Origin of the sequence: Roseateles sp. (assembly GCF_965262435.1) — a bacterium.
GTDB lineage: Bacteria > Pseudomonadota > Gammaproteobacteria > Burkholderiales > Burkholderiaceae_C > Paucibacter_A.
Genome location: NZ_OZ253537.1, coordinates 1,691,596 through 1,715,979, shown reverse-complemented (window position 1 = coordinate 1,715,979; position 24,384 = coordinate 1,691,596). Strand labels below are relative to the sequence as shown.

At 65.4% G+C, this 24,384-nt stretch carries 20 protein-coding genes; 10 read left to right on the top strand and 10 right to left on the bottom strand.

The window, feature by feature from the left end:
* Position 1 precedes the first annotated feature (1 nt).
* Positions 2–859: a class I SAM-dependent methyltransferase gene (locus ACQY39_RS07390; protein WP_428504863.1), complete on the bottom strand. Its 858-nt coding sequence runs from the start codon at positions 857–859 to the stop codon at positions 2–4.
* A gap of 328 nt (positions 860–1,187) precedes the next feature.
* Here ACQY39_RS07390 and ACQY39_RS07385 point away from each other — a divergent pair, with 328 nt between their 5' ends.
* From ACQY39_RS07385 to ACQY39_RS07375, 3 genes are all read left to right on the top strand, one after another.
* Positions 1,188–1,529 (top strand): zinc ribbon domain-containing protein YjdM, encoded by a 342-nt coding sequence (locus ACQY39_RS07385; protein WP_428504861.1) that lies wholly within the window; start codon positions 1,188–1,190, stop codon positions 1,527–1,529.
* A gap of 148 nt (positions 1,530–1,677) precedes the next feature.
* Complete coding sequence (locus ACQY39_RS07380; protein ID WP_428504859.1) at positions 1,678–2,544, top strand: DUF4399 domain-containing protein; 867 nt, start codon at positions 1,678–1,680, stop codon at positions 2,542–2,544.
* A gap of 147 nt (positions 2,545–2,691) precedes the next feature.
* A complete protein-coding gene (locus tag ACQY39_RS07375; protein WP_428504857.1) occupies positions 2,692–3,228 on the top strand; it encodes a hypothetical protein in 537 nt (178 codons plus the stop codon).
* A gap of 211 nt (positions 3,229–3,439) precedes the next feature.
* Here ACQY39_RS07375 and ACQY39_RS07370 read toward each other — a convergent pair whose 3' ends face one another.
* Complete coding sequence (locus ACQY39_RS07370; RefSeq protein ID WP_102768093.1) at positions 3,440–3,910, bottom strand: Lrp/AsnC family transcriptional regulator; 471 nt, start codon at positions 3,908–3,910, stop codon at positions 3,440–3,442.
* A gap of 123 nt (positions 3,911–4,033) precedes the next feature.
* Here ACQY39_RS07370 and ACQY39_RS07365 point away from each other — a divergent pair, with 123 nt between their 5' ends.
* Together ACQY39_RS07365 and ACQY39_RS07360 are read left to right on the top strand one after the other, a co-directional pair.
* Positions 4,034–7,624: an indolepyruvate ferredoxin oxidoreductase family protein gene (locus ACQY39_RS07365; RefSeq protein WP_428504854.1), complete on the top strand. Its 3,591-nt coding sequence runs from the start codon at positions 4,034–4,036 to the stop codon at positions 7,622–7,624.
* A gap of 65 nt (positions 7,625–7,689) precedes the next feature.
* Positions 7,690–8,544: a substrate-binding periplasmic protein gene (locus ACQY39_RS07360; protein ID WP_428504852.1), complete on the top strand. Its 855-nt coding sequence runs from the start codon at positions 7,690–7,692 to the stop codon at positions 8,542–8,544.
* A gap of 12 nt (positions 8,545–8,556) precedes the next feature.
* On the opposite strand, the gene ACQY39_RS07355 is transcribed toward ACQY39_RS07360, so the two are convergent.
* The 4 genes from ACQY39_RS07355 to ACQY39_RS07340 form a co-directional block, all read right to left on the bottom strand.
* Entirely contained in the window at positions 8,557–9,216 is a 660-nt protein-coding gene (locus tag ACQY39_RS07355) for a 2-hydroxychromene-2-carboxylate isomerase (protein WP_428504850.1), read from the bottom strand.
* A 98-nt stretch (positions 9,217–9,314) separates the two neighbouring features.
* The gene (locus tag ACQY39_RS07350; RefSeq protein WP_428504846.1) at positions 9,315–12,620 is read right to left on the bottom strand and encodes a CHAT domain-containing protein; all 3,306 of its coding nucleotides are present in this window, start codon (positions 12,618–12,620) and stop codon (positions 9,315–9,317) included.
* Positions 12,617–13,336, bottom strand: coding sequence for a hypothetical protein (locus ACQY39_RS07345; protein ID WP_428504844.1), 720 nt, complete (start codon positions 13,334–13,336; stop codon positions 12,617–12,619). Before ACQY39_RS07345 ends, ACQY39_RS07350 begins: the two co-directional genes overlap by 4 nt.
* Positions 13,336–13,887 carry an RNA polymerase sigma factor gene (locus ACQY39_RS07340; protein ID WP_428504842.1) on the bottom strand — a complete coding sequence of 184 codons (552 nt, stop codon included), beginning with the start codon at positions 13,885–13,887 and terminating at the stop codon, positions 13,336–13,338. Before ACQY39_RS07340 ends, ACQY39_RS07345 begins: the two co-directional genes overlap by 1 nt.
* 684 nt (positions 13,888–14,571) lie before the next feature.
* On the opposite strand from ACQY39_RS07340, the gene ACQY39_RS07335 reads away from it, so the two are divergent.
* From ACQY39_RS07335 to ACQY39_RS07315, 5 genes are all read left to right on the top strand, one after another.
* Positions 14,572–15,720, top strand: a complete 1,149-nt coding sequence (locus ACQY39_RS07335) for a hypothetical protein (RefSeq protein WP_428504840.1) — start codon at positions 14,572–14,574, stop codon at positions 15,718–15,720.
* Positions 15,721–16,899, top strand: coding sequence for a hypothetical protein (locus ACQY39_RS07330; RefSeq protein WP_428504838.1), 1,179 nt, complete (start codon positions 15,721–15,723; stop codon positions 16,897–16,899).
* Positions 16,900–16,902: 3 nt separating this feature from the next.
* Positions 16,903–17,598, top strand: a complete 696-nt coding sequence (locus tag ACQY39_RS07325) for a hypothetical protein (RefSeq protein WP_428504836.1) — start codon at positions 16,903–16,905, stop codon at positions 17,596–17,598.
* Positions 17,599–17,603: 5 nt separating this feature from the next.
* Positions 17,604–18,668 (top strand): hypothetical protein, encoded by a 1,065-nt coding sequence (locus tag ACQY39_RS07320; RefSeq protein ID WP_428504834.1) that lies wholly within the window; start codon positions 17,604–17,606, stop codon positions 18,666–18,668.
* Between the two features lie 367 nt (positions 18,669–19,035).
* Positions 19,036–19,227 (top strand): hypothetical protein, encoded by a 192-nt coding sequence (locus tag ACQY39_RS07315; RefSeq protein ID WP_428504832.1) that lies wholly within the window; start codon positions 19,036–19,038, stop codon positions 19,225–19,227.
* A gap of 57 nt (positions 19,228–19,284) precedes the next feature.
* On the opposite strand, the gene ACQY39_RS07310 is transcribed toward ACQY39_RS07315, so the two are convergent.
* The 4 genes from ACQY39_RS07310 to ACQY39_RS07295 all read right to left on the bottom strand — a co-directional run bounded on the left by ACQY39_RS07310 (position 19,285) and on the right by ACQY39_RS07295 (position 24,234).
* Positions 19,285–20,205: a hypothetical protein gene (locus tag ACQY39_RS07310; RefSeq protein ID WP_428504830.1), complete on the bottom strand. Its 921-nt coding sequence runs from the start codon at positions 20,203–20,205 to the stop codon at positions 19,285–19,287.
* Between the two features lie 152 nt (positions 20,206–20,357).
* Positions 20,358–22,052 carry a GNAT family N-acyltransferase gene (locus ACQY39_RS07305; RefSeq protein ID WP_428504828.1) on the bottom strand — a complete coding sequence of 565 codons (1,695 nt, stop codon included), beginning with the start codon at positions 22,050–22,052 and terminating at the stop codon, positions 20,358–20,360.
* A gap of 192 nt (positions 22,053–22,244) precedes the next feature.
* Positions 22,245–23,375, bottom strand: coding sequence for an acyl-CoA dehydrogenase family protein (locus ACQY39_RS07300; RefSeq protein WP_428504826.1), 1,131 nt, complete (start codon positions 23,373–23,375; stop codon positions 22,245–22,247).
* Positions 23,376–23,559: 184 nt separating this feature from the next.
* Positions 23,560–24,234, bottom strand: a complete 675-nt coding sequence (locus ACQY39_RS07295; protein WP_428504824.1) for a PEP-CTERM sorting domain-containing protein — start codon at positions 24,232–24,234, stop codon at positions 23,560–23,562.
* Positions 24,235–24,384 lie beyond the last annotated feature (150 nt).

Below are 24,384 nucleotides of genomic sequence, written 5' to 3'. Positions count from 1 at the left end.
CTCAGGGCTTGACGAACTTGAGCGTCATGCGGTCGCTCTCGCCGATGGCCTCGAAACGGGCGCGGTCCTTGTCCTTGAGGCCGAAGGTCGGCGGCAGGGACCAGACACCGCCTTCATGGTCGGCCGTGTCCTTGGGGTTGGCGTTCACTTCGGAGCTGGCGGCCAGCTTGAAACCGGCGTTCTCGGCCAGCTTGATCACATACGCCTGGTGCACATAGCCACTGGACGCCTTGGCGTCCTGCGCCTGGGCGACCGGGCGGCGATGCTCGACCACGCCGAACACGCCGCCGGGCTTGAGCGCGGCGAAGGCGCTGTTGAACACGGCCTGGGCCTTGCCCTCGCCGGCCGAGATCCAGTTGTGCACATTGCGGAAGGTCAGCACCAGGTCGGCCGAGGCCGGCTTGGCGTAGTCGAACTTGCCAGCGCCGGGCGCGAACACGCTGACCTGCACCTTGTCATAGACGGCCGGCAGCGCTTCCAGCTTGGCCTTCATGCGGGCTGCGCTGCGTTGGAAATAGGCTTGCTCGGAAGCCGGGTCATCGCCGGCCAGGATCAGCTGGCCCTTGTCGCGCAGATAGGGCGCCAGGATTTCCGTGTACCAGCCGCCGCCGGGCGAGAGCTCGACCACGGTCTGGCCCGGCTTGATGCCGAAGAAGCTCAGGGTTTCGTACGGGTGGCGGGCGCCATCGCGGGCAACAAAGGCGGGCGTGCGGTGCGGGCTGGCAATGGCAGCCTTGAGCGCAACATCTTCAGCGGGCGCAGCGGCAACAGCACGAGCGGGCGCAGCGGCCACCAGCAGAGCGGCGCAAGTCGCCAGCGCCAGGCGCGCAGACAGGGTCAAGGGTCGGGTCATCGTCATGGCAGGGTTTCCAGGTCAGCGGTGAACACGGGCTGGAGGCAGCGGTCGGGTCAACCGTCCACTCCAGCGGCAGCACGAGGTGCGGCTTCGGGGCGGGGGGTCGCCCCGCATTCCGCCGAGCTTGCATCCCCGCGCAGCCGCCGAGAGTATGGCCGCAAGCGCCAACCCGTGCCGAAAGCCATGCCGGAAGCCTCGCAGAAAGCCAAGCCCCAAGCCCGAACACCCCCCCTGACTAAGGCATGCGTGGCAGCGCTTTCAGGTCCGCATGCGCTGAAGCACTCGGTTACAGTGTCGCGCCATTCGCCACCCCGTCAGAGCCTTCATCGCCATGTCCACACCGCCCGCCTGTCCCCAATGCACGCTTGAGAACACCTATGCCGACGGCGCGCAGTACATCTGCCCCGACTGCGGTTTTGAGTGGGCGGCCGAGGCGGCGAGCGATGAGGGCGGCGAGACCGCCAAGGTGGTGCGCGATGCCAACGGCCAGCCCCTGGCCGATGGCGACAGCGTCATCCTGATCAAAGACCTCAAGGTCAAGGGCTCGTCCATCACCCTGAAAAAAGGCAGCAAAGCCAAGGGCATCCGCATCGTCGACGGCGACCACGATGTCGATTGCAAGATTGATGGGGTGAGCCTGATGCTGAAGTCGGAGTTTTTAAAGAAGGCCTAGGCGCTCGCTCCCCCCAGCATCCAGAAGTCGTTCCAAGCAGTACTTAGAAAGCCTTAGCAGTCCCCCGCCAGCCTCCGCACCCACCACGCCACGAAGCGGCCGTAGCTAAAAAAACAGCCCGCTCGTGCAGACCCACTAGAAGAAGATCATGACGAAGACGATGACGACGAACTCCCAGAAGCCCCGCATCACCGCCTCGCTCTTGGCTTCCTATGGGATCGGCTGTCTGCTGCTGATGGGGGGCGCCTTGGCTCCGGCCGCTGCCCAAACACCGGGCCCATCGCCCCACCCCTGGCTGGCCTCGGCGCCGCGCCTGGCGCAGCAGACCCACTTCACCAATCTGCAAGACGGCGCCAAGATCGAGACGCCGTTTCTGCTGACCTTCGGCCTCACCGGCATGGGCATTGCGCCCATCACCAAGGCGCAGAGCAAGACCGGCCACCACCACCTCTTGATCAACCGCGACCTGCCGCTGGACTTCAACCAGCCCCTGCCCTTCAACGAGCAGTACGTCCACTTCGGCAAAGGCCAGATGGAAACCGTGCTGACGCTCAAGCCCGGCGACTACACCTTGCGCCTGGTCCTGGCCGACCACCGCCATGTGCCCAATTTCGTCTACAGCAAGCCGCTGAAGATCACGGTCACGAAGTTCAATGGAAACGTCAAACCCGAAACCCTGAGCCAGCCCGGCATCAGCCTGCGCGTGGCGGGCAGCGGCGATAAGAGCAACGAGGCCCGCGAAGGCAGCCCTGTTCAAGTGCTGTTCCACGCCTCCAAGCTGAACGTCTCGCACCAGGCCTTGCAAGAACCCGGCACCGGCCACTTCCGCCTGAGCATCGCACCCGAGGGCGGCGGCAAGACCGAGGTATTGAGCTTCCCCGGCGGCGAAACCGAAGCCTGGCTCAAGCCCCCCAAAGGCAAGTACCAGCTCAAGCTCGATTTCGTGGACAACGTGCAGGCCGGGAAGGTGCTGTTCAGCGCGGGGGCGCAGGGGCTGCAGGTGGTGGGGCGGTGAAATTTCGCCCAAATTAAATCTACGGGCTTTTAGCAATCACGCAAATCAGGCCAGATTTGTGGCATTTTTCACCCACCACCTTGGCATCAAAATAGGCCAAACAATTAATAGCCGCGAAATTAACCGCGCCTCACGCACTCCAACGACATGAAGAAAACCATGGCAGCCAAAATTCGGGAATTTAGCATCTCGCAAGGTCGTCAAAAAATGCCCCCCTTCAATACAAACCACTTGAAAACCAGAATAACCGCCATACTGATAAGCATTATCTTAACGGGCTGCGCATCAACAAAATCGTACGTTCAAGCTCAAACAGCCAACGATAACAGCTCACTTTTTTACATTGCGCGGATGCACTACCCTCCTACCGCCTGGACTGGGGAGCTAATAATCAATGGAAAGGTCACTGCCGAAGTTAAGGACAATTCCTGCGTAAAAGTAAATATTCCCAATGGAAAAGCAGAAATTGGTCTGAAGTTTGGCCCAATGCTTCGCGTTTCAGATGAAACATTTACCTTGACCGCAAAACCAAATCAAACTCGATACATCCTGATGACTGGAGATGTTGCCGTCACTGGACTCGGGTACAAAACGATTGAAATGACCTCTACTTTCAAAGTTATTGAGCTACCAACGAATGGCGAAGGCTCAGTGGCCGCAGCACTCATCAAATCATGCCAATGACAATCGACACTTACTTAAGCAAGTCCTAGTACTGCTCGAACTGCCCCAGAAGCAGGATTTCACGTGCAGTTACGCTTCCCACGATTCCGTTACGCGAGGATTCCGACAATGGAGCTGCGGCGAGACTCATATTCGCGGAATGAACGTGATGTCGGAGCCAACACCGGACCAACGACGCATGATTGTCGCGCTCAAGAAAGTCCACAAACTCTCATCCCACGGGCAGCGCCGTCTCGTACTTCACCTCCCTCAGCACCACATTGCTGCGCACGCTGGCCACGCCGGGCACCTTGAAGATCTGGCTTTGCAGAAATGCGTCGTAGGCCTTCATATCGGGCACGACGACCTTGATCACGTAATCGGCCTCGCCGGTGATGCCGTGGCATTCGATGATTTCGCGGCTGGCCAGGACCAGGCGCTCGAACTGTTCCACCGCGCCCTCGCTGTGCCGCACCAGCGAGACATTGGCCAGCACGCAAATGTTCAGGCCCAGCTTTTCGCGGTCCACCAGGGCCACGTGGCGGCGGATCACGCCGCTGTCCTCCAGCTCCTTGATGCGGCGCCAGACCGGGGTGGCCGAGAGGCCCACCTGGTCGGCCAGGGCCTGGGTGCTCTGGCGGCAGTCGGCCTGCAGGGCTTCGAGAATCTGGCGCGTGGCCCGATCAAAACGATCCATCTCCATTTGAGACTCCTTTGAGAGGAATTCTCTCATTCGCTGGCTTGACAGCGGCAAACAGAGCAACAAACACTTGGCTCTCTGACGAAAAATCCCCGGCAGCCATCGTTCGTCTCGCGAGGAAAGCCCATGTCCAGTTCAGAAACCCAAACACTCAGCCCTACGGCTCCCCAGGAGCCCGCGCTGCGGGACTACAAGCTCTCGGACAACCTCGCAGCGAACAGCGGCGCAGTCTTCCTGACCGGCACCCAAGCCCTGGTGCGCCTGCTGCTGGCGCAAAAAGCGCAGGACGAAAGCAAGGGCCTGAACACCGCCGGTTTTGTCTCCGGCTACCGCGGCAGTCCGCTGGGCATGGTGGACCAGCAGCTCTGGAAGGCTAAGAAGTTCCTCGAGGCAGCCAAGGTCAACTTCCTGCCCGCCATCAACGAAGACCTGGCCGCCACCGCCTGCCTCGGCGTGCAGCGCGTGGCGCTGGACCCGAAGCGCACGGCCGATGGCGTGTTCGCGATGTGGTACGGCAAGGGCCCGGGCGTGGACCGCTCGGGCGATGCGCTCAAGCATGGCAATGTCTACGGCACCTCGAAGTTAGGCGGCGTGTTGGTGGTCTGCGGAGATGACCATGGCTGCGTCTCGTCGAGCACCCCACACCAGAGCGATCTGGCCCTGCAGGCTTGGCATATGCCCATCGTGCACCCGGGCAATGTGGCTGAGTATCTGGAGTTCGGGCTTTATGGCTGGGCGCTGAGCCGTTTCTCTTCCACCTGGGTCGGCTTCAAGGCGATCTCCGAGGTCGTGGAATCGGGCATGACGGTGGACCTGGACAGCGTGCCGCTGGACTTTGAGCTGCCGGTGGACCACAAGCCGCCAGTGGACTTGCACATCCGGGCGGTGGACCTGCCCTCGCTGGAGCTGGAGACGCGCCTCGAGCACAAGCTGAACGCCGTCAAGGCCTTCGCCAAGCTCAACAGCATCGACAAGCACATCGTCGTGAGCCCCCGCGCCACCCTGGGCATCGTCACCGTGGGCAAAGCGCATTACGACTTCATGGAAGTGCTGCGCCGCCTGGACCTGGACCCCAATGCCCTGGCCGCCGCCGGCGTGCGGGTCTACAAGGTGGGCCTGGTGTTCCCGCTCGAGGCCTCGCGCATGAGCGAGTTCGCCCAGGGCCTGACCGATATGCTGGTGATCGAGGAGAAAGCCCCGGTCGTCGAGCGCCAGATCAAGGAACTGCTCTACCACCTGCCCGATGCGCAACGCCCGCGTGTGGTAGGCAAGACCGATGAGCATGGCCAGGCTGTGCTGTCGGCGCTTGGCGAGCTGCGCCCCTCGCGCATCATGAACACGGTGGCCGATTGGCTGGCCCGCCTCAACCCCGCCCTGGACCGCCGCCATCTGGTGGTGGATTTCCTCACCCCCTGCCTGTTGTCCAACGCGGCCGATGGCGTGCGCCGCCAGCCCTACTTCTGCTCGGGCTGCCCGCACAACACGTCCACCAAGCTGCCCGAAGGCTCGCGAGCCCTGGCCGGCATCGGCTGCCACTTCATGGCCAGCTGGATGGAGCGAGGCACCTCGGGCCTGATTCAAATGGGCGCCGAGGGCGTGGACTGGGCGGCCCACAGCCGCTTCACCACCGAGAAGCATGTGTTCCAGAACCTCGGTGACGGCACCTACTACCACTCGGGCTACTTGGCCATCCGCCAGGCCATCGCCGCCAAGACCAATATCACCTACAAGATCCTCTACAACGACGCAGTTGCCATGACCGGCGGCCAGCCGGTGGACGGCCAGACCAGCGTGCCCCAGATCGCCCGCCAGGTGGAGGCCGAGGGCGTGAAGCGCCTGGTGGTGGTCAGCGACGAGCCGCAGAAGTACCAGGGCCACGAGAACCTGTTCCCGCCGGGCACCACCTTCCACGACCGAAGCGAGCTGGACGCGGTGCAGCGCGAGCTGCGTGAGATCGAAGGCGTGACGGTGCTGATCTACGACCAGACCTGTGCCGCCGAAAAGCGCCGCCGCCGCAAAAAGAAAGAGTTTTACGACCCGCCGAAGCGCATCTTCATCAATGAGCAGGTCTGCGAAGGCTGCGGTGACTGCGGCCAGGCCAGCAATTGCCTGTCGGTCGTGCCGGTGGAGACCGATTTCGGCCGCAAGCGCGTGATCGAGCAAAGCAGCTGCAACAAGGATTTTTCCTGCGTCAACGGCTTCTGCCCGAGCTTCGTCTCGGTGCACGGCGCGCAGCTGAAAAAGCGCGCCGGCGCTGGCTACACGCCCGCCGATCTGGCGCGCGAGCTGGCCGCGATTGGCTCGCCCAAACCCTGGAACTGGACGGGTCCCTTCGACCTGCTGGTCACCGGCGTGGGCGGCACCGGCGTGGTGACGGTGGGCGCCCTGATCAGCATGGCCGCGCATCTGGAGCGCAAGCAAGCCTCGGTGCTTGACTTCATGGGCTTTGCGCAGAAAGGCGGCTCGGTGCTGAGCTTCGTGCGCGTGGCGCCGACGCAAGACCTGCTCAACCAGGTGCGCATCGACACGCAACAGGCCGACGTGCTGCTGGCCTGCGACATGGTGGTGGGCGCCAGCCCGGATGCGCTGGGCACGGTCAAGCCGGGCCGCACCGTCATCCTGGCCAACACCCATGAGCTGCCCACGGCGGCCTTTGTGCGCAACCCCGATGCCAGCCTGCAAGCCGACTCGCTGCTGGCCAAGATGCAGCATGCCGTCGGTGGCGCCGCCGGCCTCATGAGCACGATTGACGCCCAGGCGATTGCCCAGGAGCTGATGGGCGACACCATGCCCAGCAACATCATCATGCTGGGTGCTTGCTGGCAGCGCGGCCTGGTGCCGCTGTCCGAAGCCTCGCTGATGCGGGCCATGGAGCTGAACGGCGTGGCCGTGGAAGGCAACAAGACCGCCTTCGCCCTGGGCCGCTTGGCCATTGCCGCGCCCGAGGCCCTGCGCCGCCTGGCCGGCCGCAATGCGCAGTCAGTTGTGCAGGTGCTGAACTTCGACAAGCTCGACGGCCCGGACGGCCTGCTGGCCCGCCGCAGCGCCCACCTGACGGCCTACCAGAACAGCGCCTATGCCCAGCGCTACCTGGCCCTCGTGCAGCGCGTGCGCAGCGCCGAAGGCCAGCTGGGCGAGGCCGGCAAGACCGAGCGCCTCACCAAGGCCGTGGCCCGCTACTACGCGAAGCTGCTGGCCATCAAGGACGAATACGAAGTCGCCCGGCTCTACACCGACGGCCAGTTCGAGCGCGCGATGAAGGAGCAGTTCGAAAACTGGGAGCGCCTGAGCTTCCATCTGGCGCCGCCGCTGATCTCCAAGCCGGGTGCCGATGGTCGCGCCAAGAAGATCGAGATGGGCAGCTGGACCTTCCAGGCCTTCAAGCTGCTGGCCAAGCTCAAGGGCCTGCGCGGCAGCGCGCTCGATGTCTTCGGCAAGACCGAAGAGCGCCGCATGGAGCGCCAGCTGATCCAGGACTACGAAGCCCTGGTGGACGAACTGCTGGCCGGCCTGACGGCCGACAAGCTGGAAGTCGCCCTGCAGCTGGCCCGCCTGCCCGAACAGATCCGCGGCTACGGCCATGTCAAGCATGCGAATGTGGTGACGGCCCGGGCCAAGCAAAAGGCGCTGCTGGACCGCTTCCACGGCCGCGTGCAAGAGGCGGCGGTGGCCATGCCGGTGCCGGTCGCGCGGGTCAAGGGCGTGGCGGAGCTGTAAGACTTCACAGCACCCGGGGCAAGCCCGCTTGAGGCGAGGTGCATTTGGGCTTAGGGTGGACGCTGATGTTGACGACGCTGCCTCGCCCCTTTGCCCCACTGCTCCTGCCGGCCGCACCCACCTGGCTTGGGCGCGTGCAGGCGGTCTTGTTGCTGTTGCTGTTGTTGTTACTGCTGCTGGCGGCCAGCGTCGCAGCGCATGCGCAAGGCAGCGCAGTACCGGCCGCGCGCGCGGCCGACAACCGCCCCACGGTGCGCGTCTGCGTCGGCGACTTCCCGCCCTACAACAGCCCCCGCTTGCCGCGCATGGGCCCCGTGCTCGATTTGGCACAGCAGGCCTTCCAGCGCGCCGGCTACCGAATGCAGGCCGAGTTCATGCCCTGGGCTCGCATCTTGAAAGAAGGCGAAGAAGGCCGCTGCCTGATCCTGGGCATCTGGCGCAATGCCGCGCGCGACCAGCTGTTTGACTACAGCGCCCCGCTGCTGGAGCAGGAGCTGGGCTTTTTCGTGCGCCGCGGCGCAGCGCCCGAGCGGGGCCATGCCGATGCCTTGCAAGGCCTGCGCATCGGCGTCGAGCGCGGCAGCTACCTGCCCCAGCCCCTGCGCCAAGCTGGCCTGATGCTCGACCCGGCCGGCTCACTCAACGGCAATCTGCGCAAGCTGGCCAAGGAGCGCATCGACCTGGCATTCGGCGAGCGCGCCGCCGGCCTCTACCAGCTGGCCCGCCAACCCGAGCTGCGAGCCCAGGTCCAGTGGCACGAGCCCGGCCTGGAACGCAAACCCACCCACCTGGCCTTCAGCCGCCGCGACCCGCAGGCAGAGGCCCTGCGCCAGGCCTTCGATCAGGCTTTCCAGGCCATGAAGCAGGACGGCAGCTACCGCCGCCTGCTCCGCGCCGCACAGCTGACCCCTTTGCCCTGAATCGGGCTTCAGTCAGATCAAACCTTTGAAGGGGCCCGTGGCCAACCAGCGCTCGATCTGCGCCTGGCGGTCGTTGCCCCAGAAGGCCTCGCCGTCGATGATGAAGTAGGGCGCACCGAACACGCCAGCGGCGATCGCCGCGCTATTGACGGTCTTCAGCTTGTCCTTCCAGACCGGGTCACTCCAAGCCCGCTCGGCCGCATCGGCATCGAGGCCGCTCTCGGCCGCCAAGGCCTTGAGCTGGGCCGGGTCGTCCAGTGAAACACCGCGAGTGAAGTAAGCACGCAGGCCGGCCCGGGCCCAGGCCACAGCGGCTGCTGCGCACTGCGTCTCGTGCAGCCACCAGAACACGCGTGCGGCGTTCTGAGTGGCGATGGGGAAGCGCGCGGGCTGCTGATACGGCAAGCCGGCAAAAGCAGCCGAGCGGGCGAAGTCACGGAAGGCGTAATCGCGCTTGAGCGGATGCTCAATCTGCGGCTTCAACTCGGCGGCCTGGAAGGTCACACCCAGCAAGATGGCGTGCCACTGCACGCGCCGACCATGACGCGCCGCGACCGCGTCCACCCACTCCGAGGCGATGTAGCTGTAGGGCGAAGAGAAATCGAAATAGAAATGCAGCGGGCCTTTTTGCATGGCCTGGGCAGAGCGTTCGGGTAAGGTGGTTTCAAGCATGGATGAACCATAGACCATCCGGGCCATGTCTTGCAGCCAGACTTACCAGCATGCGGAACAGCGGGTGCGGGCAGCGCCCTGAGCGCATGCGCCGTCCGTCAGCGCGGGCTGGCTGCCCGAGCTAGGTAGAAAGCACCCCAGTAAAACGGATGCGACTGAGCGCCGCCGGCCCGGGCCAAAAACTCGCGCTGGGCCGATTGCAGGGCGCGGGCGCTGTCGCCATGGCGGCGCAGGGCCGTGTAGAAGCTGCGCATCCAGCGCCGGGTCGCTGCATCGTCCACGCTCCAGAGGCTGGACAAGACCTCGCTGGCGCCCGCCTGCAAAAGGCTGACATTGAGCCCCGCCACCTCGGCGCCCGAGCCATCGTCGCCGCCGCCCAGGCCGGTCGAGCAGGCCGACAGCGTCACCAGTTGGGTGCCAGCGAAAGGCATGCGGGCCAGCTCGGCCAGGTGCAGGCGCTGGCCGTCACCCAGGCGCAGCCAAGAGCGAGACATCACGCCCGGCCGTAAGGTGAAATGCGTGCCCAGGTGCAACAGCCCAGCGGTCCGGGCGCGGGCGGCGGTTTGCAGCGCGTCCTGCAGGGTGCGTTGAGTGAAGCTGGCGTCCAGCCAGCCCTGGCCCCGCCACAGGCCCGGGCCGCTCAGACAAGCGCTGTTGCCCAGGCCTTCGATCGGGCCGGCCACCAGTTCGCAGATTTCCTGCACCACCGCCGGCAGCGCCGGCAGGCCGGCCACGGCCTGGCTGCTGCCGAAGGCGCGCAATCGCAAGCCAGACAGGGCCAACAGCTCGGCATGGCCCGCTCCCGCTTCACCGGCCCCGCCCTCCGGCAATCGCTGGACCAGGCGCAGGCTCTGGCCCAGATAGCCTTGCGGCCCACGCAGCAGCCCCAGGGGCAGATAGCGCAGGGCGCCGTCGAGGTACACCTCCACTTGCCCGGCCTTGGCCCGGCGCGCAGCGCGTAGCAGAGGCTCACCCAGGCGATTGAACCAGTGGCGCAGGTCCGCATCGACCGGCTCACGGGCCTCGATCTTGCGCAGCAGCTCGGCCAGGTCCTGGCCCAGTTGGCGCGCCGGCCAGGGCAGCTCCAGCTGCGACTGGCCGCCGGCATGGACCATCAGCAGACTCAGCCGCTCCTGGCCCGAGATGCTCCAGACCTCCAGCACGCCCGGCCCCGGGCGCTGCTGAGCAGCGGGTTTGAGGCGCAGGGCCGCTGAGGCCGGCTTGGCGGGCGTGGCCTGCAACGCCTGTTGTATCCATTGCTGCCACTGCTGTAGCTTCAAAGCCTCGTCCTCGCGCTGGGCCCGCCAGCGCTGCTGGGCCTGGGCCAGGCGACGCGAACTCAGCGCCTCGCCACCCGCGCTTGCCACCAGCGCGGGCGCGACGCCGCCACGCTCCGGTCCCGCCGCGCTGGGGTCCATGCCAAGCAAGGCTTCGGGGGCGCGCAGACGCGAGGAGCGACGCACGCGCAGCTGGCCATCGCTGAACTCATCCAGTTCCAGGGCAGACCAGTCGCGCAAGACATCTTGCGCCGCCGCGATCCGACCCGAGCGTGCCAGCCAGGCGGCTTGGTCGCGGTAGACGAAGGACAACTCCTGCACAAAGCCACGCTCCTGGCCCGGGCGCTTGCCGCGCAGGTCCTGACGCATTCGCTCGATCTGCTCCAGGCTTCGGCGGCCCAACTGCAAGGCCAGGTCTTCGCGGCCGCGCCGCGCCCAGTGGCGCGCCAGGCCGTGGAGGTTGCCCCACAGCGGCGCAGGCGCGGCGTGGCTCTCGGCGGCGGCCAGGCCACGCAGATGGTGGTCCAGCGCTGCGGCCCACGAGGAACGGCTGTCCTGCCATTGCGCCAAGACCAGGTGCGCACGCGCGCGGTCGGCCGGCGGCAGGCCGTCGTAATCGGCGTGCAAAGCCAGGAACTGCTGCAGCTCCTCACAGGCATGCAGGGGTGTCTGCATCGAGCCCGGCAGCGCCACGGCGGCGCGGCAGCGGCCACCATAGGCTTCCAGCAACAGGGACGGCGTGTCGCCGACGATCTGGCGCAAAGCCTGCAGGGCCGCGTCGTAGTCTCGGTAAGCTGGCACAGCTTGGCTGAGCTGCATCTGCGCCGCCGCATGACTGAGCAGCAGACGCGCGCGCCAGTAGCCCAGATCGCTGCGCCCCTCGCTGAGGGCCAGCAGCGGCGTCAGCAACTCGCGGGCGCGCCGGGGCTGACCCAGCCTCTGCCACAGCACCGACTGCAGATGACGCGCGCGGATCAGTCGTGCCAGACCCACCGTGCCGGCGCTGTCCGGGCCGAGCATGGCGTCAATGGCTTCGCTGACGGCCAAGGCTTCGCCCAACTGGCCCTGGGTCATGCGCAAATTCAGCAAACTCACACGGTAGGGCAGCAAGCGCGGGCTGTTGGCACCGAAGGTGGTTTCGGCCAAAGCCACGGCGCGCAACGCCAACGCCAGCGCTTCATCGACGCGAGCGTAGTGCAGGTAATTGGAGGCCAGGTTGTGGAACACACCCAACTGTGCCGAGGGGTTGGCGTCAGGGTGGCGCTCGATGATGCGCAGCGCGTCCTCCAGGGCCTGCTGCGAACGGTCCATCAGTTCCATCTGCCCGTAAATCGCCGCCAGCGAAGCCAGCGCATCCAGCATATCGGGCGACTCGCCTCGGCCCATCTGACGCAGCAGGTCGGCCTCCTGCTCGGCATAGCCCACCGCCAGCGCCAGCTGATCCTGGGCATGGCTGACCACGGTGCGCAGGTTCAAGACTTCACCCATCAGGGCGCTGACCGCCAGGCCCTGGCCTTGCAGCAAGGCCGTGGCCTCGCTCAAGCTCGCCTCGCTTCGCTCGACCCAACCGGGTGTCTGCCGACGCCAGCTGGCAGCGACCTCCAGCACACGCAGCTGGGCCAGCATCACATCGCGCCCGGCTCGATCCATGGGCTGCGCCAGCAGCATGGACAGCGCCTCAGCCACCAGCGGCACGGCCTCGTCGCGGGCGGCGCGGTCCAGGGCGGCGCGGGCGGCCAGCATCAAGGCCCAGACCCGCGCTTCTTCAAAGCCTGTGCGGCCCGCTGCGGGCTCCAGTGCAAGCAGTGTCTGATTCAGCTCGGCGCTGAACGGCCGCTCCAACAACTGCCAGGCCATGCGCGCCTGCTGCAGGGCCGCGGCAAGATCCGCAGCCTCGGTGGGCGCACGGCCGCAGACCCGAGCCAGGGCGGCCTCGGGCTCGCGCAAGAGCTGTTCAAGCAGAGGCAGGCTGGCCTGGCCGGCGGCGGGCGTGGCTTCACACAGAACGGCCAAAGCCTGCTGCGCGGCCTCGCCACCGGACTGGCTGCCGGGTGAAGAACTCCATGCTGGCAGAGCAGCCAGGCCGGCCGCCAACAGCCAACCACCGGAGGCCAGGCGCAGCCTCATGGCGGGGATGGCGCCGGACCGACGCTCAGTTCCAGCATCAGCACGCCATCGGTCGGCCAAGGGATGCCGCGGCGCTTCAGAATCGCCCGCGCCACCGGCTGGCGCTCGGCGGTCAGGTCGCTCAACTCCACATCCAGCCCCAATCGACCGAGGCGTTCATAACGTCGCACCTGCAGACCCTGGGCCTGCAGGTCCGTCGCCAGCGACTCGCGCCAGGCCTGCGGGTCCGGCACGCGCAGCTGCAGTACACCGTCGCTGCCGCGGGTCACATCATCCGTCGCGCCCCGCGTCTCGGCGCTGCTGGCGGCCGGCGCCTCTCCATCGCCAGGCCAGAGGAGTCTCTGCTGAGGCAGACCCAGCCAGACCATCAGACTCAGGGCCAGCGCCCCGGAAAAGGCCCCACCCCAACGCCAGGCCGGCGCCTGCCAGACACGGCCCAGCGCTTCGCGCCAGGCGGCGCAGATCTGACAGCCAGAAGCGCGGAACAGGCCGTCACGCTCGGCCCGCTCCAGCAGCGCATCCAGCTCGCGCGGCGACAACGCCGGCTGTTCCTTGGCGGTGGCGGTGGCGGTGGCCGACAGCGCGCGCTGCAGGCATTGCCCTTCGGCATGGGCCTTCTGGCCCGCACTCGACTCCGGAGCCTGGCCACGCAAGCCGCGCAGCCAGGCCTCCAGCTCGGCCGCCTGCGCGGGGATCAATGGGTCTTCATCAGCCATCAGCCTTCTCCTCCAGCCACCTGGGCATACCAGGGCGCCAGATACTGCCGCGCCTTGCGACGGCATTGGTACAGATACTGCCGCGTGGCCTGCGGCGTGCGGTTGAGCAGGCGTGCCACATCCTCGATGCTCAACTCGTCTTCGGCGATCCAGCGGATCACCGCAGCCGCTTCCGGCTCAACCTCGCGGAAACGGGCCTCGCACTCGCGGTAACGCTCCAGGGCAAGGCGCGAAGCAGTCAGCGCCTCAGGCCCGGGCAGCTCGTCCGGCAACGCCGGGTCGAGCTCCTCATCCACGGCGGGCAAGGAAGCGCTGCTGGGCAGGCGCACGGCGCTGGCACGCAACTCGTCGATGGCCACCGTGCGGGCCACCCGCTTGAGCCAGGGAAAGAGCTCGGAATCGCCGCGGTAGCTGGCGCAGGATTTCCAGATCTTGAGCAGCGCGTTCTGCAAAGCGTCGCGAGCCGACTCCGGATCACGCAAGCAGACGCTGCACTCGCGCAACAAGGCGCGGCCATAGTCCTGGACCAGCTGCCGAAACGCGAGCCGCATGTCTTCGCCTCCTTGCGCGCAGGCCCGCTTGAACACCTCTCGTTCCATGTCGCCGATTGCTCCCACCGGTTCTTGTAACAAAGTGAGTCTAACGAGCAATTGCGACAGCTTGCTTCCCTTCGCGCTACTTCCCGGGCCTGAAATCAGCAAACACAGCCCAGAGACGGCCGGATGAAGGAAACGTCAGGGTTCGACGGATCAGAAGCACCCTGGTGAAAACCCCAAGTCAACAAACCCTGACGAATTCCGGCGCCATCCGTCCCTCTCTACATGCCGCCTCCGATCCAGCCTAAGAGGAAGAAATCCGTGAACATCCGCGCCCTCTTTGTTTCTGCGTCCCCTCGCCCGCATCGCAGTCTGATGCTGCTCTAGCGTCAACAGGTACTCGTCCAGTGGAACTACTTAAACGCGCAAGGCGATTTGTTACATGCGTGCAAACGTCATGTTCAATTGGCGTCGACCTACGTGGCTGCGCCTGCTTGGCTTGACTCAGGGAGGCTCAACAATATGGTGCCATTTCGCCGAGTCATCGCATTCCTACTTCACGGTTTGCTTGTCACATCATGCTTCGCACTAGATGCTGCGGGAGCCGAAGCTCTACAGCGAGCTGTCAGCGACAGGCTGAGTTCTCAGGGCGGTCATTCCAGCGGCCCTGAGGAATACCGGAAGGCAGCGTTCTTCCAAATGGCCAAATCGGTCTTGGCGGTGACTTTTGTCAAGCCGAATGCCGATGATTGTGCCGCCCGCACCGCGACCAAGCGCAGCCGCTGCATAGTGCAGATGTGGCGCCAAGATGCGCCGCAGTCATGGTCGCTTCAGTACAGCTTCGAGTTCGTCTACCAGCCGATTGCAGTTGCGGTGGGTGGCGGGCAGTTGAAAGCGCTATGGGTCAGCATTTCCGAGAAGAACACGCCGGACTATCGACGGCTTGATGTCGACGGGCGCGAGATTGCCTCTGCCCCCGAAGTGGTGCTGCCTGACGAAGTCGCGCTGTCGGCCCATTTGCAGTTCGACGACCGGAATACCTCAGCGCTTGCGGATTCGATCCGGTCCTTGCGCAACGGAGCCGCAAAGCTAGCGCCAGCCCGGATCCTCTACGACGAGATCAACAGTTTCCTCAATCCGGCCGCCTATTCCGATGCCGATTTCAAACTCCTGACTTCGATCAAGGAGAAGACCGTTGCGAGCCTGCTGCCAGTCCTTGATAGAGACTTGCAGGCCGTGACAGCCCGGATCGCTTGGTCACAGTGGCTGGACGTGCGAGCGCGTGTCTGTTCGGACTGGATGGTTCCGCGCGAATTCTGGAAAACCGAGGCGCGGCGCCTGTCCTCGCTGAGCGTCTGCCTGGATCCCATCATCTTCCTGGGGACCGACCCGGCCGCACAGAAGAACCCACAGGCATCGCTGAACCTGGCGCGCTTCTACGTCTTCAACGAAGTCGGGGTGGCGTACCTTTTCCGAAACCATCCCGAGAGTCTGGCGTTCAAGCGAGATCTCATCCGCTCCGGCAATACGCAAAAAATCGTCACGCTCGGCGCGGCGGCAGGCACCCTGATCGCCGCCAAGGCCGGTGTGCAAGCGCCAGCGGAGCGACTCGCAGCCGCGAAGGTCCACTCCGAGTTTTTGTCCAACTGGTTCACCCAAAAGGAGCGGTCCAGAGGCTACACCTCGCCCACACCTGAGTTGCTGCGCTCCTATTTGATCGCTCGACAGCAACTCGAGGGCATTCAATGCGCGGCCGCCGTTTCAGCCAAGACTCCTTCGGCGACGAGCTGCGCGCCGGAGGTCGAAGCGCATGTCAGAACCATCGCCAAGTCATTGGCAGGAGAGTGAATGAACCGTTCCATCATTCCATCGACCCTTGTGCGCGCCCTGCTGGCGGTTGCGGCGAGCATGCCGGCCGATGCTGCCACCGTCGAACTCATCGGCAGCCCACATTCCCTGATCTACCGAGGCCCTGCCACGTCGGCGGTCAGCGCGAATCCCGGTCAGCAGCAACCCATGCGCATCGCCCCTGGGGGTGTGCGCTTCGACATGGCCGCGCCACGTGTCTCCTATGGCGTCGTCGTCTTGATGATGGCGTCGCAAGAACTAGCTCGAGCGAGGTTCGATCCCAGGCTGGACGGCTACTTCTTCCAAATGCCAAGCCTGCAGGGACTGCCACCAGAACCCGCCTGCCTGTACATCCGCGGCACGGATGGCAAAACCTTACCTCTGCGCGCCGCTGCCGGCAGTGACGACGGCTACGAATTCCGGCATTTCTCCTGGGAGCAGCGCCTTAGGGCCAACAACGCCGTCGTTTCTCTGAGCTCGGAACTGGAATCACTCAACCGGCGTGCCGAAACCGAGGACAAGGAGATCAGCGATCTCGAGTCGCGGCTGGACGCCCGCCCCGGGGCTGCGCCAGCAGCTTGCATGCGGGGCCCAGAACAAGCTGTACCGACACAACCCGCATGGGCGGTTGCGGACGACACCCTGCAGGTACATGCCCGGCACCATTGCAGCGTGGCCGTCGGCCTGCGTCTGCAGGCGATGCAAAGCCGCTTGCCGGCAAAGGAGATCGTCCGCCTAGCGGGCATCAACCTGAGCCCCACGCCGAGCAACCTGCCTGCACCGCCGAGTTCAGCGCTACAGGTTCCGCTCTCTGACGACCAGCTCATCATCCTGCAGAAAGGCCTACAGATGGGCCAGCGGAGCCTGGAGTACGAACAAGGCCTGGAGTCGGTGCGCACCGCAATGAACACTTGCATGAGAGGTATGACGCAGTTTGCCTCCGGCGAGATCACCCGTTGGGCCACGGAGAAGGATGCCGCAGCGCGCGCGCCGGAAACAAGCAAGCTCACATGCGAGCGGCAGACGTCGCGGCTGCTGCAACTGCGCGACGGCGTGCTTAAGCGCAACGCCTTCCGGCAGGCCATTGTTTCGCGACTTGAATCAGCCAAGTCGCTCAGCAGTTCCCAGTCCAGCCCTTCCGAGCGGCTCGAATCCTCCGTCTGTAACTCAAGGAACTAAGTCATGACGTCTCGCCCTCTCTCCCGTCTTACCAACAAACAATTCATCGCGGCCGGTGCACTGCTGGTCTTGACCACAGGCTGCCAGAACATGCCTGGCGCCAGTTCGCGGAGCAGCAGCGAATCGACCGTCAGCAGCGCCGTCAACAGCTGCCTGACCGGCGCGTTCCTGGCTGGCGTGGGCGACATGATCATCGACAGGATCAGCGGCAAGAAGGTGACCAACGACGCAGCCACAACAAAGAAGAAGATGGAGGTGGTCGTCAAAGGCTGCGTCATCGGCATTGCGGTCACGGTCATCGGCAAAATGCTCAATAGCGCTCAACAGCAAAAGTACGAGGAAGCCATGCAACGCGATGCCGAGCGCCGCAGCAAGGAGCAGGCCGCCTACGAAACAGCTCGGCGCAGCGTCGAGAGCCGATCCACCACGAATGCCAAGCAGGCACAAGCCAAGGACGAGGAACTGGCACGGCTACAGCGTGAGTACGAAGCCTCTATGGCCCGACCGGTGACCAATGACCTCGGAGGTGGCGCGACCGTCGTGACCCAAGGTTCGCCACCGATCACCACGGGCGATTTCGCAGGCTGCCAGCGCAAGACCAATCTGGTGACGACGCCCGCTGGTCAAGCACGACAGGAGGAACTCCACTGTCCGAATGAAACCGGCAAACTGGTTCGTGTCGAAGCTAAGACGGCCTGACCAAAATGCGGGTCGACATGGTTGCTCGCTGCCTCTTTGGACTGATCCTGATCGCCTACAGCTACTGCCAAGCGGCGACCATCAAGTGCGTCATCACGAACGATCAGCGTTGGGTGAACTACGAGGGTGGCGTTGATCTGCCCGATCCGGCGCTGCTTCGGCAGGAGTTCTCCCGCTGCTTCGACAACGTTCGAGGCGTCGTGCCAGTCATCCGGCTAAATAGCGGCGGCGGCTATGTCACTGCCGGGCTGGAGATGGCCCATTTCATTGCTACGACGGGCGAGCGTCGTGGCGTCCGGATGGAGGTCGCGCCCGGTGCCCGGTGTGTCTCAGCCTGCACCTTCCTGTTCATCGCCGGCTCGGATCGCTTCGTCCCGGCCGGCTCCAAGCTAGAGCCCCACGGCTTTTCCAGCCTCAACGGATCCAACCCCGAGTTGGTCAAGGGCAAGAACTGGGCAGACCCGGATCCTGAGCGCAGGCCACACGTCAACACTCACCGGCTGAAGTGGGCCGCCCACGCCATCGGACTGCATCTTTACGCAGAAGACCGAGACGTCGATGGCCTGAAGCGCGTGCTGGCTTGCAAAGGCCCGGCGCAGTGCCAGGCCGCTTTCTTGGCGCTGGAAGACACCACGCGTGAACTTCTAACTGCCTGGGACGGCGCCATCCGGACGCGCTACATCGATCTTGAACGAAGCGCGGCACTGGCCGCCATGTACCAGCATGGCAATTTCGGAGACCCACATGTCGAGAAGATCAACGAAGGCATTGCGCTCGTCAGCACCAAGGTCTTCGCGGCCACACTGGATCAAAACCTCGGCGCCAAGCGATCCAAGCGAGTGGACCCTGCAACCAGTTCAGCGTCAGCCCTCATCGTCGAGCAGCTCCAGGATCATCTGAAAGGCACTACCGAGACCGCAAGTGACCTTTGGCGCTTGATCCAGCGAAAGAGCGGCGAACTCGATGCAAAGGCCTTGGTGGACCTGATGTTCTCGACCTCCATCCTCTACACGCGTCCCCTGACACGTGAAGAGATGTGCGATGCATCCATCGTCAACGTGGACTGCTGACAGGTGGCAGCCTGCAGCGCGAGAAAGCAAAGTCAGTCGAAGGAGGCTCGCCCCAGTTTCATACAAGAGTCGCGCAGCATCTGCCGACGCCAACCCTGCAAGTACCTTCAGCACACCCCGTGTTCGCCTACGACGGTCTGGGCTACCAGATACAGCTCTGAGTGCAGTCACCGCTGATCAATGCCAGATAGGAGCCAGGGACGATGAGAACCACCAAGCAAAAATCCGGCCCAAGCCAGGGCTGTTCCTGATCAGCGAAGCCGAGTGGCGGCAGGAACGCGCCACACCCGAGCCGCCCAGCCCGAGGTTCAGCCCCGCGCCCGGCGCGCCGCGCCTGGAGCTGCTGCAACCCAGGCCAGGCCCAGATGTGCTGCCCAGCCCGATCGACATCCAGCTGCGCTGGAGTGCCGAGGGCGAAGCCCGCATCGAACCTCAGAGCATGCGCATCCGCAAGGCGGCCCTGCCCAGCGGCGAGCACAAGCTCAGCGTCGAGATTGCCGACTCCTTGCAGGGTGTGGGCCGACGGCAGTTCGAGGTGAAGGTGCAGGCCGCGCCCTGAAAACAAACGGAGCCGCGCCTGGCGGCCCCGAGTGAGGGCCATGGTTCCGAGATTCCTTCAGGGCGTCAGCAGCAGCGCACGGTCGTTGCTGGCGTCGCTGTCACCGCGCGCCTGCACGGCCGCTTCGAACACCAAGCCACCGCGAACGCCCGGGGCGAAGCTGTAGGGCAGGCGGAACACCACGCTGGCGTCTTTGGGCAGAGTGGCCAGCGTCATGCCCACGGCTTTAAGCTCACTCGGGCAGACCGCACCACCGCTGGCGCTGCAGCTCATGGCGCCGAGGGTGGCTGCGTTCTCGCTGGGCGAGCTGGCCAGCTGGTTGGCGATCAGCACGTCCTTGGCGGCGTCGGGGCCCTTGTTGCTGACGGTCACCACATACTCAAAGCTGCCGCCGGCCGGCACGGCGCTGCTGGGGCCAGTGGCCTGCACCGCCACATCCGCCGTGTAGGCCTTGAAGCCCACGCCCATCTTGCTGCTGGACAGCTGGGTGCCCGTGCCGGTGGTGGCCGAGGCCTCCAGATTGACCGTGCCGCTGCTGCCGAGCTTGACGGTGCCGGTGATATCAAACGTGAGCGTGGCGCCGGGCTGCAAATTGCTGACCGTCATGCGCGAACCGGTGGCGGGGCAGGCCGTACCGGCGTTGTCAGACTGGCAGTTGACGACCTTCAGGCCCTCGAGCAGCGCGTCGGCGACGATGTTGACATCGGTGGTGGTGGCCGCGCCCTTGCCGACATTGCGCAGCTTGAGGGTGGCCATGGTCTGGGTGTAGCCCGAGGGCACTTCGGCGCCAGGCAGGCTCATGCTGACCATCAGCTCCGGTGCATTGGCCGGCGGCGGGGGCGGGGGCGTGACTTCACTGCTACCGCCGCTGCCACCACCGCCGCAGGCGGTGAGCGCCACCAAGGACGACAAAGCCAAAGCCGCCCAGACCGGACGAAGACGAGGAGCGGAAGCGAGACGGGTGGGCTGCGATGACATGGTATTTCCTGATTTTTGCGCTGCGGGCTGGGTGGCTCTCGGGCCAGGTCATCGACCTGTTTCGGCGCCACTCAGATATCGAGACGCAAGTGTAGAAATCCGGTCCTTCGCTGTCTGTGTACGTTATGTACAGCGCCGTCGCAGCCTCGGCTTCAAGCCTCCGGCAAAGCGCCCCCCGCCGCCTGCGCCAGGCGCGCCGGCAGCACGGCCAGCGCGGCCGCATCCCAAGCGCCCATCAGGCAGATCTGCAGCCAGTTGCGCTGCTGCAGATAGGCGCTCTGCCAGGCCAGCTTGAAACCGGCCCGCTCCAGCTGGGGGCCGATGCGACCGGCCTGCAGATGCGGCGCCAGGGCCAGGGTCAGGATGCCGGGCATGGCTTGATCCGGCGTCACGAGGGCGCGCCAGGGCATGGAGGCGACCAGCAATGGGCCGCAGCCTAAGGCGCGGCGCAGTTGCGCATCGGCACTGCGCACCGCCCGCCAGCGCGCGGGCCAGTCGATGGCCAGGGCGGCCTCGAGCGCTGCGAGCAGATTGGAACTCTGGGTGTAGGGCACGCCCTCGGCCGGCGCGAAGGCTGCCAGATCGATGGCGCGCGGCAGCTGCCCCTCGGGCTGCAGCGCGCCCTCATGCAGCACGATGGCCAGGCCAGGAAATGCGCCCAGAGCCTTGCCGCTGACGGCGCTGGCCAGCCACACCCCGCTCAGGTCCAGCGCCTGCTGACCAAGGGCGCTGACCGCATCGACGCACAAGCGCACCCCATGCCGGCGGCAGGCCGCACGCAGCAGGCCCAGGTCGTTGCGCATGCCGGTGGAGGTCTCGCTGATCACAGCCCAAAGCCAGGCCGGGCGCTGCGTTTGCAAGGCCTGCTCCAGCGCCTCGGCCGAGAGCGGCTGGCCCCAGTCCAGGCGCAGGGCCTGGTGCGGCAGACGCCAGCGCCGCGCATGGTCAAGCAAGCGCTCGCCAAACTCGCCATTGCTGATCACCAGGCCCGGGCCGTCCAGCAGCGAGAGCTGGCCAGCGATCGCGTCGTTGGCCAGCGTGCCCGTACCCGGAAAGATCAGCGCATCCTCGCTGCCGCTGAGCGCGCACAGGCGCTCGCGCACCCGGGCCAGGCGCAGCAAATGCTGGGGCCCGCGGTGCGAATGCGCCGGCTCGGCCAGGGCCTGAACCACGGCCTCGGACATGGCCACCGGGCCGGGCAGGAAGCTGGCATGGCGGCCGTCCGACAGGAACTCCAGATGCGCGCAATGCGCCGCGTAGTCGGGCAGGCGCATCAGCATGGGCTGGTACGGCGCCTCGGCGCTGCCCACCTGCGGGCCGAAAGGCTGGAAGCCCAGATGGCGATACAGCCGCGTCTGGCGCAGCGTGCCCGAGATCAGGGCCAGATCGCAGCCCTGCGCGCGAAAGTGCCGCGCCAGCACGCCCGAGAGCCGCGCGAACACGCCGTGCTTCTGAAAATTACGAAAGGCCGGCGCCACCGCCAGCAGGCGCACCTCCATGGCACGCTGATGCGGCGGCAGGTGGCGGTCAAGATCGGGCAACTTGCCGTCCAGCGAGAAAGGCCGCGCGCTGCGGCCGGCGATCATGCCGACCAGCTCGCACTCGTGCAGGGCGATGGCATAGGTGTTCTCGTCGTGGAAGCGGTCAATCAAGCGCCGCTCCGCATTGGGCGCGTGCTGCGGAATTTCTTCGACGAAGGTGCGGTAGTTGAGGCGGTGGATGGCCTCGAGTTCCCAGGCCTGATCGGCAATCTTGAAGCTGAGGCCGGCTTTGGGCGGCTCGTGCCGGGCTTCAGATTCGGCCTCGACTTGGGCTTCGGCTTCCAGCTGGGTCGCGGTGCTGTTCATCGGTGATGCTCCTTTCGCATCCTCCGGCCTTGCAGGCACCGACCGAAAAACAAGGGCAAGAGCAGAACACGGGGCTACAGCAAGGCGGTCGGGCGGCCCGAGGCAAGGCGGGCACGCCATGCTAATCAGCAAAGCCTGCGGAGCGCAAGCCGGGCGCAAAGCATCGCTGCACGCGCCCGGTGGCACCGGCCATCAGGCCAGGGCGCGGCCGATCAGGATCTTCTGCACTTCCGAGGTGCCTTCGTAGATCTGGCACACGCGCACATCGCGGTAGATGCGCTCGACCGGGAAGTCGCTGACATAACCGTATCCGCCATGGACCTGGATGGCCGCAGAGCAGACCTTCTCCGCCATCTCGCTGGCGAAGAGCTTGGCCATGGCCGCTTCCTTCAAGCAGGGCTGGCCAGCGTCCTTGAGGGCGGCGGCATGCCAGATCAGCTGGCGCGCGGCCTCGATCTGGGTGGCCATATCGGCCAGCTTGAACTGGATGGCCTGGTGCTGAAAGATGGGCTGGCCGAAGCTCTCGCGATCCTTGCTGTACTTCAGCGCCGCCTCGAAGGCCGCGCGGGCCATGCCCACGCTCTGGCTGGCGATGCCGATGCGTCCGCCCTCCAGGCCCGAAAGTGCGATCTTCAGGCCCTGGCCCTCTTCGCCCAGGCGGTTGGCCGCCGGCACGCGGCAGTTCTCGAAATTGATCTGCGCCGTGTCGCTGGCGTGCTGGCCCATCTTGTCTTCGATGCGCGCCACCAGATAGCCCGGAGTGTTGGTGGGCACCAGGAAGGCGCTGATGCCCTTCTTGCCCGCGGCCTTGTCGGTGACGGCCATGACGATGGCGACATCGCCGTTCTTGCCGCTGGTGATGAACTGCTTGACGCCGTTGAGCACATAGTCGTCGCCATCACGCACAGCCGTGGTGCGCAGGCCGCCGGCCTCCGAGCCCACATGCGGCTCGGTCAGGCAGAAGGCGCCCAGCATGTCGCCACGCGCCAAGGGCTTGAGGAAGCGCTGCTTCTGGTCCTCGTTGCCGAAGGCCATCAGGATGGAACAGACCGGGCAGTTGTTGACGCTGACCACGGTCGAGGTCGCGCCGTCACCGGCTCCGATCTCTTCCAGGATGATGGCCAAGGCCAGGTAGTCCAGGCCGGCGCCGTCGTACTCGGTGGGCACGGCCACGCCGTAACAGCCCAGCTCGGCCAGGCCCTTCAGTTCGGCGGCGGGAAAGTGGTGGCTCTTGTCCCACTCGGCCGCCTTGGGCGCGATCTGGTCTTGCACATAGGAGCGGATCGCGTCCTGGATGGCGCGGTGGTCTTCACTGAGCAGCATGGGTCGGTTACGGCGAGTTTCGTCGCCGCGATTGTGCCAGCCAGCCCTGCCACAGCGGGGCCGGCCTCGACATGCCCCCGCTCCGCCAAAACAAAACCAGCCCTGCGGACACCGTCCACAGGGCTGGAGAACTCAAGCATGCGAGCCCAGACCGCAGTCGCGGCTTGTTGGGCTCCAAACAGGCTCAGCCCTGCTTGTTGCGGCGGCGGGCCAGCGTCATGCCGGCCAGGGCCAGGCCCACCAGGGCCAGCGAGGCCGGCTCGGGCACCTGATTGCGCTGGCTCAAGCTCACATCGTTCAGGGCAAAGAAGTCGGAGTTGGTGTCGCGGCCGCCGGCGCCAAAGCCATAGCCGATCCAGCGCATGGAGTAGCTGCCTGCGGCCAGGCCGCTGCTCAGCGTGATGTGCTCGGTCGCGCTGGTGGTGTCGTAGGAGGCCGTCAAGCCGGCAGCCAGGTCGGTCCAGCCGCTGCCGCTGTTGATCTGCACCGCGTACTTGTAGCTGGGCCTGGTGTTGCTGAAGTTGTGGTTGTGGTAGTGGGTGAAGGACAGGGTCAGGTCATTCAGCGAGTTCGCCAGCGTGAAGCCCAGCGAGAGCGTGTTGCTGTTGCTGCCGAAAAACTGCGTCCCCACGACATTTCCATAGGGGGCGCCCCAGTTCCACACGCCCACGTTGGCCGTGCTGAAGTTGGCGTTGCTCACGCCCGCCGCGGCGGTCGATGCGGCGATGCCGCCGGCCTGGCCGGGCGCCGCGTTGTCAAAGTTCCAACCCACGACCACACCGGCCTGAGCGCTTACTGCCAGAGCCAGGGCCACTGCGCCGAAGCCCACTTTGGAAATCAGATTGTTGGTTTGCGTCATTTGTCTTGTCCGTCCGAGCAATGAATGAATGGATGCATGCATGAATGAATGAATGGATCCATCGTTCTCTCTATCCATGAACCACCTCGTCGATCTGTCCCTCAACTCCGGTCCAGATCCCCCCTGCCAAACCGCGACCGCAGATCGTTT

What these genes read in the sequence shown, in the direction of transcription:
- ACQY39_RS07390 (WP_428504863.1), bottom strand. Translation starts at nt 859, where the DNA reads ATGACGATGACCCGACCCTTGACCCTGTCTGCGCGCCTGGCGCTGGCG.
- ACQY39_RS07385 (WP_428504861.1), top strand. Translation starts at nt 1,188, where the DNA reads ATGTCCACACCGCCCGCCTGTCCCCAATGCACGCTTGAGAACACCTAT.
- ACQY39_RS07380 (WP_428504859.1), top strand. Translation starts at nt 1,678, where the DNA reads ATGACGAAGACGATGACGACGAACTCCCAGAAGCCCCGCATCACCGCC.
- ACQY39_RS07375 (WP_428504857.1), top strand. Translation starts at nt 2,692, where the DNA reads ATGAAGAAAACCATGGCAGCCAAAATTCGGGAATTTAGCATCTCGCAA.
- ACQY39_RS07370 (WP_102768093.1), bottom strand. Translation starts at nt 3,910, where the DNA reads ATGGAGATGGATCGTTTTGATCGGGCCACGCGCCAGATTCTCGAAGCC.
- ACQY39_RS07365 (WP_428504854.1), top strand. Translation starts at nt 4,034, where the DNA reads ATGTCCAGTTCAGAAACCCAAACACTCAGCCCTACGGCTCCCCAGGAG.
- ACQY39_RS07360 (WP_428504852.1), top strand. Translation starts at nt 7,690, where the DNA reads ATGTTGACGACGCTGCCTCGCCCCTTTGCCCCACTGCTCCTGCCGGCC.
- ACQY39_RS07355 (WP_428504850.1), bottom strand. Translation starts at nt 9,216, where the DNA reads ATGCTTGAAACCACCTTACCCGAACGCTCTGCCCAGGCCATGCAAAAA.
- ACQY39_RS07350 (WP_428504846.1), bottom strand. Translation starts at nt 12,620, where the DNA reads ATGAGGCTGCGCCTGGCCTCCGGTGGTTGGCTGTTGGCGGCCGGCCTG.
- ACQY39_RS07345 (WP_428504844.1), bottom strand. Translation starts at nt 13,336, where the DNA reads ATGGCTGATGAAGACCCATTGATCCCCGCGCAGGCGGCCGAGCTGGAG.
- ACQY39_RS07340 (WP_428504842.1), bottom strand. Translation starts at nt 13,887, where the DNA reads ATGCGGCTCGCGTTTCGGCAGCTGGTCCAGGACTATGGCCGCGCCTTG.
- ACQY39_RS07335 (WP_428504840.1), top strand. Translation starts at nt 14,572, where the DNA reads ATGGCCAAATCGGTCTTGGCGGTGACTTTTGTCAAGCCGAATGCCGAT.
- ACQY39_RS07330 (WP_428504838.1), top strand. Translation starts at nt 15,721, where the DNA reads ATGAACCGTTCCATCATTCCATCGACCCTTGTGCGCGCCCTGCTGGCG.
- ACQY39_RS07325 (WP_428504836.1), top strand. Translation starts at nt 16,903, where the DNA reads ATGACGTCTCGCCCTCTCTCCCGTCTTACCAACAAACAATTCATCGCG.
- ACQY39_RS07320 (WP_428504834.1), top strand. Translation starts at nt 17,604, where the DNA reads ATGCGGGTCGACATGGTTGCTCGCTGCCTCTTTGGACTGATCCTGATC.
- ACQY39_RS07310 (WP_428504830.1), bottom strand. Translation starts at nt 20,205, where the DNA reads ATGTCATCGCAGCCCACCCGTCTCGCTTCCGCTCCTCGTCTTCGTCCG.
- ACQY39_RS07305 (WP_428504828.1), bottom strand. Translation starts at nt 22,052, where the DNA reads ATGAACAGCACCGCGACCCAGCTGGAAGCCGAAGCCCAAGTCGAGGCC.
- ACQY39_RS07300 (WP_428504826.1), bottom strand. Translation starts at nt 23,375, where the DNA reads ATGCTGCTCAGTGAAGACCACCGCGCCATCCAGGACGCGATCCGCTCC.
- ACQY39_RS07295 (WP_428504824.1), bottom strand. Translation starts at nt 24,234, where the DNA reads ATGACGCAAACCAACAATCTGATTTCCAAAGTGGGCTTCGGCGCAGTG.